The sequence below is a fragment of the Stenotrophomonas sp. CFBP 13725 genome (assembly GCF_014841935.1).
Lineage (GTDB): Bacteria > Pseudomonadota > Gammaproteobacteria > Xanthomonadales > Xanthomonadaceae > Stenotrophomonas.
In genome coordinates this window covers 159770-170957 of record NZ_JACYUV010000006.1, presented here as the reverse complement: position 1 = coordinate 170957, position 11188 = coordinate 159770, and the positions used below count along the sequence as shown (strand labels likewise).

Genomic DNA, 11188 nt, shown 5'->3' with positions numbered 1-11188 from the left:
TGCGGACCATAATCAGCGCCCCGCCCTTCGATTGTGGTCCATATGTGGACCATCGAGGTCGCCTTGAGAACGATTCCACCCCCTTTTCGAGCCCTAAAAGCAAGTGTCAGACAAAAAGCAAACCATTGATAGAATTAACAATTCTCGAAAAGAGGCCGGCTTGCAAGAACATACTCCGTTGATGAAGCAGTTCTTCGCCGCAAAGTCCGAGTTCCCGGACCTGCTGCTGTTCTTCCGCATGGGCGACTTCTATGAGCTCTTCTACGACGACGCCCGCAAAGCCGCCCGCCTGCTGGACATCACCCTGACCCAGCGCGGCAGTTCAGGCGGCGCGCCGATTCCGATGGCCGGCGTCCCCGTCCACGCCTACGAGGGCTACCTGGCCCGGCTGGTCGCGCTGGGCGAGTCGGTCGCCATCTGCGAACAGATCGGCGATCCGGCCTTGGCCAAGGGGCTGGTTGAACGCAAGGTCGTGCGCATCGTCACTCCCGGCACGGTCACCGACGAGGCGCTGCTGGATGAGCGTCGCGACACCCTGCTGATGGCGTTGTCGCGCAGCAAGTCCGGTTACGGGCTGGCATGGGCCGATCTGGCCGGTGGTCGCTTCCTGGTCAACGAAGTGGACACCGACGACGCGCTGGAGGCAGAGCTGGCCCGTCTGGAACCGGCCGAACTGCTGGTGCCCGACGAAGACAACTGGCCCGAGTTCCTGCGCCAGCGCAAGGGCGTGCGCCTGCGCGCGCCGTGGCTGTTCGACGCCGATAGCGGCCGCCGCCAGTTGCTGGCTTTCTTCAAGCTGCACGACCTCAGCGGCTTCGGTATCGATGACAAACCGCGTGCCACCGGCGCGGCCGGTGCGCTGCTGGGCTATGTGGAAGAAACGCAGAAGCAGCGCCTGCCCCACCTGACGTCCATCGCGATGGAAGACGCGGGCGAAGCGATCGCCATGAACGCTGCCACGCGCCGTCACCTGGAGCTGGATACGCGCGTGGACGGTGATACGCGCAACACCCTGCTCGGCGTACTCGACAGCACCGTTACCCCGATGGGCGGCCGTCTGCTGCGCCGTTGGCTGCATCGCCCGCTGCGCCTGCGCGATGTGCTGGTGCAGCGGCACCACGCGGTGGAAACGCTGATCGACCGCGGCGCGGAGGCGGACATCCGCGAGCAGTTCCGTCGCTTGGGCGACCTGGAACGCATCCTCACCCGCGTGGCCCTGCGCTCGGCGCGACCGCGCGATTTCTCCACGTTGCGCGATGGACTTGGCCTGCTGCCGGCCGTGCGCGAGGTGCTGGCGCCGCTCGATTCGCCGCGCCTGCAGGCGCTGCATCAGCTGCTGGGCGAGCATGACGACTGCGCGCGTCTGCTGGCCAGCGCGATCGCCGAAATGCCACCGCTCAAGCTCAGCGATGGCGGCGTGCTGGCCGATGGCTTCGATGACGAGCTGGACGAACTGCGCCGGCTGTCCACCCATGCGGACCAGTTCCTGGTGGACCTGGAGCAGCGCGAGCGCGAGAGCAGCGGCATCGCCACGCTGAAAGTCGGCTACAACCGCGTGCACGGTTACTACATCGAAATCAGCAAGGGCCAGTCCGATCGCGCGCCGGTGCATTACACCCGCCGCCAGACACTGACCAATGCCGAGCGCTACATCACTGAAGAACTGAAGACCTTCGAAGACAAGGTGCTGTCAGCGCGTGACCGCTCGCTGTCGCGTGAGAAACAGTTGTACGAGCAACTGCTCGACACGCTGGGCGAGTGCCTGGAACCACTGAAGCAGTGCGCCGGCGCCCTGAGCGAACTGGACGTACTGGCCGGCTTCGCCGAACGCGCGCAGGCGCTGGACTGGTCGCGCCCGGAGCTGGAAACGGCGCCATGCCTGAAGATCGAGCGCGGTCGCCATCCTGTAGTGGAAGCGGTGCGTGACCAGCCCTTCGAACCCAATGACCTGGATCTGCATCCGGACCGCCGCATGCTGGTCATCACCGGTCCGAACATGGGCGGTAAATCCACCTATATGCGGCAGAACGCGTTGATCGTGCTGCTGGCCCATATCGGCAGTTTCGTGCCGGCCAGCCGCGCGGTGATCGGTCCGATCGACCGCATCCTGACGCGCATCGGTGCAGGCGACGACCTCGCGCGCGGGCAGTCCACCTTCATGGTGGAGATGGCCGAAACCAGTTACATCCTGCACCACGCCACGGCGCATTCGTTGGTGTTGATGGACGAGATCGGCCGTGGCACATCGACGTACGACGGACTGGCGCTGGCCGATGCGGTCGCCCGTCATCTGGCATGGCACAACCGCTGCTACACGTTGTTTGCCACGCACTATTTCGAGCTGACCGCCTTGGCCGACGAACAGCACGAAGGGGGCCGCAGCGGCATCGCGAATGTGCATCTGGATGCGGTGGAGCACACCGACCAGGGCGGCAACGAGCGACTGGTGTTCATGCATGCGGTAAAGGACGGGCCGGCCAACCGCAGCTTCGGCCTACAGGTCGCGGCGCTGGCCGGCCTGCCGCGGGCAACGGTGGCGCAGGCGCGTCGCCGTCTGGCCGAGCTGGAACAGCGTGGTGGCGAGACCCAGTCCGCTGCGGTTGCACCGCAGGCGCTGGATGCACCGCAGCAGTTCGGCTTGTTTGCCGCGCACAATACGGCCGCGCTGGACGCCCTGGCGGCGGTCGATCCGGACGAGCTGACCCCGCGCCAGGCGCTGGAAGCGCTGTACCGGCTGAAAGCGCTGATCTGAGCCCTGCCGGCGCGGTAGTGACGCGCCGGAATCAGCCAGGCAAGCGGCAGCGGTAACGTTGCCGCCGCCGCACCCAGGTAGAGCCGACTTCAGTCGGCTGCCGCTACGCAATGCCAGCCCAACCGCTCTCAGCACTGTCGTGTCTGCCACTTGTCCGGGAGGACCATCGCTCTGATCCTGCGGCATCGTCTGCCACGGAATCATCCATGTCCTACACGACACCACGCCGTGACAACGCTATCGACGGCCTACGCGCGCTCGCCGTCATCGCGGTGATTTTATTCCATGTCGACGCCACGCTGCTGCCCGGCGGCTTCACCGGCGTCGACCTGTTCTTCGTCGTCTCCGGCTTCGTCATCAGCCAATCACTGGCCTCACGGCCGAACGACCACGCCGGCCGCTTCCTGCTGGATTTCTATCGGCGGCGGGTGCTGCGCCTGCTACCGGCGCTGCTGTTGGTGCTGTTGGTTACCTTCCTGCTGTCCGCACTGCTCATCCCGCGTGCGTGGCGGAACGAACAGTTCGACCAGACCGGCCTGGGCGCACTGCTGGGCGTCAGCAACTTCGTTCTGGCGTGGCAGGGTGGCGATTACTTCTCGCCCGGCGCCGATCTCAACCCCTTCCTGCACACCTGGACGCTGGGGGTGGAAGAGCAGTTCTACCTGCTGTTCCCGCTGCTGTTCCTGGTCTGGCTGCGCGGCAGACACACACAGGCGTGGTCGCGGTGGCTGCTGCCGGTGCTCGCACTGGCATCGCTGTGCTTCGGCGCCTGGCAGACGCGTTCTGCGCCGGTGTCGGCGTTCTACCTGCTGCCCGCACGATTCTGGGAACTGGCCTCGGGCGCGTTGCTGTACCAGTTCGTCGCCACGCGTCGGCTGGCCCCCCACTGGCAAGGATGGGCGCTGCCGGGTCTGCTCCTGCTGGTGGTCGGTTTCCTGTTCGTACCGGAGTTGCTGTCCCCGGTCCCAGGGGTGATAGGTACCGTCGTCGGCACGCTGATGTTGCTTGCGGCGGCGACGGCGGCCGCCAGTGCCCAGCGCGCGCAGCCGTTGCTGCGCGCGCTGCAGTGGCGTCCGCTGGCCTACCTTGGCCGCCTTTCCTACGGACTGTATCTGTGGCACTGGCCGCTGCTGGTGCTGCTGCGCTGGACCTACGGAATGCAGGGCATCGCGTTGTGGGCCTATCCGGTGCTGTTGCTGATGCTGGCCAGCGCGTCCTACCACTGGGTGGAATGCCCGGTGCGCGCGGCAGGCTGGGGCAAACGCTGGCATCCCGGCAAGATCCTGCTCGTCGCAATGGCCGGGCTGGGTGTGTCCACGGCAGCCGCCTGGACCACCGTCCAGTACACAGACAGTCTGTCACTGAGCACCACCGGCGACGGCTACACCTGGCGGGCGCAGCGGCAACCGAAGTGGATGCCGGTTGAAACGATTGATGCACCTGCACTGGCGGGCCGCAATCTGTTCGTGGCCGGCGACTCGCACGCGGCGGCGTATCGCAACATGGTGAGCATCGCGGCGCGGCAGTTCGACCTCAACCTGCACATGGATGAGCGAGGCGGTTGCAGCATCGTCAATCTGTTGCGAGCCAGCAGCGACCAGTGTGCGCCGTACCTGGAACGCGTGCTGTCCGGGATCGAACGCGATGCGCGGCCCGGCGACATCGTACTGCTCGCGTCCCTGCGCATGCCGGAACTGCGCGATGTGGACTTCAGCGGTGGAGAGGAGGCAGCCTTTGCCACGCTGCGTAGTGAGCGCAGTGCGGCTGATGAAGCTGCAGCCGAGCGTGAGGCGGATGCTGTGCTGGCGCGACTGGAACCGCTGAAGGTGCAGGTCATCATTGATGCCCCCCTGCCGGTGTTTCGTTCGGCCGCTTACCGGTGCTCTGACGCTTTCAACCGGATGAACCCGGCCTGCGCCGGTGGGCTGAGCGTGTCCCGCGCACAGATGGAAGCACTGCGGGCCCCACAGATGGCGCTGCTGCAACGCTTGGCCGCGCGGTACCCCGCCGTGCACATATGGGACCCCATGCCACTGCTATGCGCAGCTGAGCGCTGCACGGCGATGGATGGCGAGCAGCCGTTGTTCTTCGATCAGGATCACCTCAGCGGGCACGGCAACCGGGTACTCCTGCCTGATTTCGACCGACTGCTGCTGCGGATTGGCCAAGGCACCGAGGAGTGACAGGGGCCGGGCTTGTGGTTGGCGTGTTCGAGCGCGGCGTGAGGCCTTCGCACCGGACGAGTGCACGCAGCGCTATGCTCGGGCGGTTTCCCATCCACCGCCCAGGAGCTCCGCCATGAATGCTTCCTCGCTCACTTCCACTCTCCTCCAGCAACTGCAGCAGGGCCCTGCCCTGCAGCAGGTATCCAAGACGCTGGGCGTGGACAGCAACCAGGCAAGCCAGGCCATCCAGTCCGCCCTGCCGCTGCTGATGGGGGCGCTGGGCAACAACGCCAGCAACCCCCAAGGCGCGCAGTCGCTGCTGAATGCCTTGCAGCGAGACCATTCGACCGTCAGCGCGGCCGCTCCAGCGGCTGCGTCGGGCGGCCTCGATCTGGGGGGCCTGCTCGGTGCGGTGCTGGGCGGCGGCGGTGGCCAGGCCACCAACGGTGCAGGCATTCTCGGCCATGTGTTCGGTGGCCAAACGCCGCAGGCTGCCCAGTTGCTCGGCCAGAAAACCGGCCTGGACAGCGGCAAGTCCAGCCAGTTGCTCGCCCTGCTCGCGCCTATTGTCATGTCGTACCTGGCACAGCGTTTTGCACAGCAGGGCAATGCCGGCCAGCTCAGCCAGGAATTGGGTCAGGAGGCGCAGGCCTCCGGCATGGCCGGCGGTGGCCTCGCTGGCCTGCTGGATCAGGATGGTGACGGCAAGTTCGGCATCGGTGACGTCATGAAGATCGGCAGCGGCTTGTTCGGCAAGCGCCCCTGAGTCGATTGCGAAAACGCATGACGTGCAGGCCCTGTCCTATAGCCCAGACCTATCAGCATGGTTGAATAAATCGACTGTACCGATTGCGCATACGTGCTTAGGTTGGTCAGGTCGATCCTCCTCGCCAGTACACAGGTAGCTACCCATGAAAAGCGAAGCAAAATGTCCCTTCAACCATGCCGTCACTGGGGAAGGCACCACCAATCAGGACTGGTGGCCCAAGCAGCTGCGCGTTGACCTGCTCAACCAGCATTCCGCGCGCTCCAATCCGCTCGATCCGCAGTTCGATTACGCCAAAGCGTTCAATCAGCTCGACTACACCGCCCTCAAGGCCGACCTCACGCAGCTGATGACCGATTCGCAGGACTGGTGGCCGGCCGACTTCGGCCATTACGGCGGCCTGTTCGTGCGTATGGCGTGGCACAGCGCGGGCACGTATCGCGTCGGCGATGGCCGCGGTGGTGGTGGCCGGGGTCAGCAACGCTTCGCTCCCCTCAACAGCTGGCCGGACAACGTCAGCCTGGACAAGGCACGCCGCCTGCTGTGGCCGATCAAGCAGAAGTACGGCCAGGCCATCTCCTGGGCTGACCTGCTCATCCTCACCGGCAACGTCGCACTGGAGTCCATGGGCTTCAAGGTGATCGGCTTTGCCGGCGGTCGTGCGGACAGCTGGGAGCCGGACCAGGACGTCTACTGGGGTCGCGAAACCACGTGGCTGGGCGGTGACGAGCGCTACAAGCACGGGTCGGAAGGCGTGGAGAAAGCCGGCGGCGTACTGGTGTCCGATGACGATGCCGATGGCGATGTGCATTCGCGTAAGCTGGAAAACCCGCTGGCCGCGGTGCAGATGGGTCTGATCTACGTCAACCCGGAAGGTCCGGACGGCAACCCGGATCCGGTTCTCGCCGCGCATGACATCCGCGATACGTTCGGCCGCATGGCGATGGACGACGAAGAAACCGTGGCCTTGATCGCCGGTGGCCATACGGTCGGCAAGACGCACGGTGCCGGCCCGGCCGACAATGTCGGCGTTGAACCGGAAGCGGATGATCTGGAACACCAGGGCCTGGGCTGGCGCAACCGCTACGGCAGTGGCAAGGCCGGCGACACCATCACCAGCGGCCTCGAAGTGACGTGGACGCGCACGCCGGCGCAGTGGAGCAACGACTTCTTCGAGCACCTGTTCAAATACGAGTGGGAGCTGACCAAGAGTCCGGCCGGCGCGCACCAGTGGGTGGCCAAGGACGCCGAGGCGGTCATTCCCGATGCCTTCGATCCGTCGAAGAAGCACCGTCCGAGCATGCTCACCACCGATTTGGCGCTGCGCTTCGACCCCGCGTACGAGAAGATTTCGCGGAAGTTCCTCGCCGACCCGCAGGCCTTCGCCGATGCGTTCGCACGTGCATGGTTCAAGCTGACCCACCGTGACATGGGGCCGCGTGCACGCTACCTGGGGCCGGAGATCCCGGCCGAAGAATTCGTCTGGCAGGATCCGGTGCCGGCCGCAACGCAGCCGCATATCGATGCCAAGGACATCGCCACGCTGAAGCAGAAGATCAGCGCGACCGGCCTGAGCATCGCCGAGCTGGTGTCCACCGCGTGGGCCTCGGCATCGACCTTCCGCGGCGGCGACAAGCGCGGTGGCGCGAACGGTGCGCGTGTTCGCCTCGCCCCGCAGAAAGACTGGGCGGTCAACCAGCCGCAGCAGCTCGCCAAGGTGCTGGCCGCACTGGAAGCGGTGCAGTCCGAGTTCAATGGCCAGGGTGGCCATCAGGTTTCATTGGCCGACCTGATCGTGCTCGCTGGCGGTGTCGGCATCGAGCAGGCCGCCAAGGCGGGGGGCCATGACGTCAGCGTACCGTTCACCCCGGGCCGTACCGATGCCCGCCAGGAACAGACCGATGTCGACTCGTTCGCGGTGATGGAGCCGGCGGCCGATGGCTTCCGTAACTACCTGAAGGGCCGTTACAGCGTCCCAGCCGAATCACTGCTGATCGACAAGGCGCAGCAGCTGACCCTGACCGCGCCCGAACTCACCGCTTTGGTCGGTGGCCTGCGCGTGCTGGGCACGACGGTGGACGGCAGCAAGGACGGCGTACTGACCGACCGGCCGGGCACATTGAGCAACGACTTCTTCGTCAACCTGCTGGACCTGGGCACGCACTGGAAGGCTGCAGGCGATGGCTATGAAGGCATCAGCCGCAGCGGCGGCACCACGCGCTGGACCGCAAGCCGTGCGGATCTGGTGTTCGGCTCGCACTCGGTGCTGCGTGCGCTTGCCGAGGTATATGCCAGCAACGACGGGCAGAAGAAGTTCGTGCAGGATTTCATCGCCGCCTGGACGCGCGTGATGGAACTGGACCGCTACGACCTGCACGCGTAAGCCTGCGCAGTGCGGACGACAGGTACCGGTGTGATGCCGGTACCTGTCGGCAAGGCCGGGCGAGCGCGTTCGCTGAAGCGGCGCGCGCCCATGATGCAGTTCCATTACGGCCACGTCATAGGTAGAAGCGTCGGTTCCTGACCTATGCGATTGACGCCATGACTGCTAGATAGCGTCCAGATCACCCAGGGCACGGATCAACTTGCGCGCCCGCTTGTCCGGCTTGTGTTCCGGCGCTTGGTAGCCATCACGCGCAGCGATGCGCAGTGCGCGCTTCTCGGCACGCCGCGCCTTGGACGCCTCGGTTTCGACGTACAGCTGCTGCGCCACGGTCGCCGGCCCGCGTTGATCACTGAGCGCGGCCACCGCGATCTCGAAGTGCTCCTCGCCCCGCTCGATCGTCAGCTGCTCACCCACGCGCACCGCACGTGAAGACTTCGGTCGCTGTCCGGCCACGGCCACCTTGCCGGTGTCCACCGCCTGCTTGGCCAGGCTGCGGGTCTTGAAGAAGCGTGCCGCCCACAACCAGATGTCGAGACGGACGCTGGGCTGCGGCAGGGAAAGCTCGGTCATCGACAGGGGTTGCTCCGTTCGCGGATTCAAGGTGATTGTGCTCAGGACATGCGGGCTTCCCTCCAGCAATCAAGGTTCGCCCGGCTGCCTGCAGTACCCATCGGTGAATGATTCACCGCCACATCCTGCAGACCCGCCAAGTGCTAGTGTTCGCGCACGTCCGTTCGATCTCCAGTCCATGGCAAAAGCGCCCCTTGACCTGACCTCCGGCCCGATCGGCCGCAACCTGCTGCTGTTCTCGCTGCCGATCCTGGCGGGCAACATCGCCCAGTCGTTGAATGGCTCGGTGAATGCGGTCTGGGTCGGGCGCTTCCTCGGCGAGGCCGCGCTGACGGCGACAGCCAACGCCAACAACATCATGTTCTTCCTGATCGGTTCGGTCTTCGGCATCGGCATGGCATCGACGATCCTGATCGGGCAGGCCATGGGCGCCAAGGACATCAGCCAGGCGCGTCGGGTGATGGGCACCAGCGCCACCTTCTTCATCGGCCTGTCGGTGGTGATCGCGGTGGCCGGTTGGTTCCTTGCGCATCCGCTGCTTTCCGCCATGGGCACGCCGGCCGAGTCGCTGCCCCTGGCCGAGGCCTACCTGAAAGTCATCTTCCTGGCGATGCCCACGCTGTACGCGTTCGCCTTCCTCAGCGCCGCCATGCGCGGTGCGGGCGATTCGCGCACGCCGTTCCGCTTCCTGCTGGTTTCGGTCGCGCTGGATATCGTGTTCAACCCGTTGCTGATCTTCGGCCTGGGCCCGTTGCCCGAGCTCGGCATCGCGGGCGCCGCGTGGGCGACCCTGATCGCGCAGACCCTGTCGCTGATTGCGTTGCTGCTGTACATGCGCCACAAGCGCCACGTGCTGTGGCTGGGTCGCAAGGATATGGCGCTGTTCAAAGTGGACCTGCCGATCCTGAAAGCGCTGGTGGTCAAGGGCGTGCCGATGGGCCTGCAGATGGTACTGATCTCGTTGTCGATGATCATGTTGATGACCATGGTCAACCAGTACGGCACCGATACCGCAGCGGCCTACGGCGCTTCACTGCAGCTGTGGACGTATGTGCAGATGCCGGCGATGGCGATCGGCGCGGCGTGTTCGTCGATGGCCGCGCAGAACGTGGGCGCGCTGCAGTGGGGACGGGTGCGCGCCACCGCGCGGCAGGGCGTGCTGTTCAATTTCCTGATGACCGGCGTGCTGATCGCCCCGCTGATCCTGCTCGACCGCTACACGTTGGCGTTGTTCCTGCCCGACGGCAGCCAAGCGCTGGAGGCCGCGCGCCACCTCAACCACATCGCAGTGTGGTCGTTCCTGTTCTTCGGTGTCAGCTTCGTGATCTCCGGCGTGGTGCGGTCCACCGGCGCGGTGCTGGCGCCGTTGCTGATCCTGGCCGGGTCGTTGTGGGGCGTACGCGTGCCCTTCGCCGAACTGCTGCAGCCCTATCTGGGCGTGGATGCGATCTGGTGGAGTTTCCCGGCCAGTTCGCTGGTGTCGATGCTGCTGTCGCTGGCGTATTACCGCTGGGGTGGCTGGCGCAAGGCACGGATGATGGGTACCCCGGCACACGGCACGCCCGCCGAGGTCCCGGCCAGCCCGCCGTCCCCGGTCGCCGACCCGGATGCCGCGCTGGAGATGGCGGCACCGACGGCCGTGTCCCCGGCCGCCCCACCGCGCTGAGCCGCCGGTGGCACGCCACTACCGCCCGCGCCCCCCGGATCCGGATCCTGGTCCGGGTAGAGCCGACTTCAGTCGGCTGCTCCATGCCCGGATCGGGTAGAGCCGACTTCAGTCGGCTGCTCCATCGAAAAGCAGCCGACTGAAGTCGGCTCTACCGAGGCACGAATCATCCCGTCGCGTCGAGTCATCCCGCCGCGTCGATTTATCCCGCCGCGCCGATTCATCCCGCCGCGTCGATTCATCCCGCCGCGTCGATTTGCCCCGCCGCGCCGATTTATCCCGCCGCGCCGATTTATCCCGTCGCGTCGATTCATCCCCGCCACGCCGATTTATCCCGCCGCGTCGATTTGCCCCGCCGCGCCGATATATCCCGCCGCGCCGATATACCCCGCCGCATCACAGGGCGCGGCGCGATCTCAGTGGTTGATTTCGCTCCACAACGGGAGCCCAAGGCGCTGGCGCTGGTAGCGCAGCAGCAAGGCCATGCAGACGCCGAACAACAGCCCCGCCAGCAATCCCGCGGCCACCATCGTGGCGCCGGTCATGCCGGTGGTGCGCCAGAACAGCAGCCACATCGCCAGTCCCCAGCCGGCACCGAACCACAAGCCGGTGGTGAGCACGTTGGTGGCGAAGCTGGCCAGCACCGGCGGTGCCACGTCCCAGCCCAGTCGCCAGAACAGGCGATAGAGGGGCGGTGCGGACATCGCGCGTTTCGCACCGGCGGCATCCAGTTTCTGCAGGGCGCGCTGCACCTGCGGTGGGTAATGTTCGGGAATCAGGGGAGGTTGTGCATTCATCCCCGGAACATAGCGGCTCCCGCCACCCAAACGCAAACGGCCGCCCGAAGGCGGCCGTTGCGGCGACAACCGAAGTCGTCGACAGG

At 65.9% G+C, this 11188-nt stretch carries 7 protein-coding genes; 5 read left to right on the top strand and 2 right to left on the bottom strand.

Annotated features, from left to right (window positions below; all coding sequences use genetic code 11):
* The first annotated feature begins 181 nt into the window (after positions 1-181).
* From mutS to katG, 4 genes are all read left to right on the top strand, one after another.
* The gene (gene mutS, locus IFT65_RS12635; protein WP_249405161.1) at positions 182-2752 is read left to right on the top strand and encodes a DNA mismatch repair protein MutS; all 2571 of its coding nucleotides are present in this window, start codon (positions 182-184) and stop codon (positions 2750-2752) included.
* Positions 2753-2958: 206 nt separating this feature from the next.
* Positions 2959-4935 carry an acyltransferase family protein gene (locus IFT65_RS12630; RefSeq protein ID WP_192081719.1) on the top strand — a complete coding sequence of 659 codons (1977 nt, stop codon included), beginning with the start codon at positions 2959-2961 and terminating at the stop codon, positions 4933-4935.
* Positions 4936-5050: 115 nt separating this feature from the next.
* Positions 5051-5683, top strand: a complete 633-nt coding sequence (locus IFT65_RS12625) for a DUF937 domain-containing protein (RefSeq protein WP_192081718.1) — start codon at positions 5051-5053, stop codon at positions 5681-5683.
* 145 nt (positions 5684-5828) lie between these two features.
* Positions 5829-8066, top strand: coding sequence for a catalase/peroxidase HPI (katG, locus tag IFT65_RS12620; protein WP_192081717.1), 2238 nt, complete (start codon positions 5829-5831; stop codon positions 8064-8066).
* Between the two features lie 165 nt (positions 8067-8231).
* Here katG and IFT65_RS12615 read toward each other — a convergent pair whose 3' ends face one another.
* On the bottom strand, positions 8232-8639 hold the full coding sequence (locus tag IFT65_RS12615; protein WP_192081716.1) for an RNA-binding S4 domain-containing protein: 408 nt from the start codon (positions 8637-8639) through the stop codon (positions 8232-8234).
* Between the two features lie 178 nt (positions 8640-8817).
* Here IFT65_RS12615 and IFT65_RS12610 point away from each other — a divergent pair, with 178 nt between their 5' ends.
* Positions 8818-10305: an MATE family efflux transporter gene (locus IFT65_RS12610; RefSeq protein WP_192081715.1), complete on the top strand. Its 1488-nt coding sequence runs from the start codon at positions 8818-8820 to the stop codon at positions 10303-10305.
* A gap of 416 nt (positions 10306-10721) precedes the next feature.
* Here IFT65_RS12610 and IFT65_RS12605 read toward each other — a convergent pair whose 3' ends face one another.
* Positions 10722-11102, bottom strand: a complete 381-nt coding sequence (locus IFT65_RS12605; RefSeq protein WP_188326555.1) for a DUF6404 family protein — start codon at positions 11100-11102, stop codon at positions 10722-10724.
* Positions 11103-11188: the final 86 nt, after the last annotated feature.

Excerpts from the sequence above, each read along its gene's own strand:
- mutS (WP_249405161.1), top strand. The coding sequence starts at position 182 with ATGAAGCAGTTCTTCGCCGCAAAGTCCGAGTTCCCGGACCTGCTGCTG.
- IFT65_RS12630 (WP_192081719.1), top strand. The coding sequence starts at position 2,959 with ATGTCCTACACGACACCACGCCGTGACAACGCTATCGACGGCCTACGC.
- IFT65_RS12625 (WP_192081718.1), top strand. The coding sequence starts at position 5,051 with ATGAATGCTTCCTCGCTCACTTCCACTCTCCTCCAGCAACTGCAGCAG.
- katG (WP_192081717.1), top strand. The coding sequence starts at position 5,829 with ATGAAAAGCGAAGCAAAATGTCCCTTCAACCATGCCGTCACTGGGGAA.
- IFT65_RS12615 (WP_192081716.1), bottom strand. The coding sequence starts at position 8,639 with ATGACCGAGCTTTCCCTGCCGCAGCCCAGCGTCCGTCTCGACATCTGG.
- IFT65_RS12610 (WP_192081715.1), top strand. The coding sequence starts at position 8,818 with ATGGCAAAAGCGCCCCTTGACCTGACCTCCGGCCCGATCGGCCGCAAC.
- IFT65_RS12605 (WP_188326555.1), bottom strand. The coding sequence starts at position 11,102 with ATGAATGCACAACCTCCCCTGATTCCCGAACATTACCCACCGCAGGTG.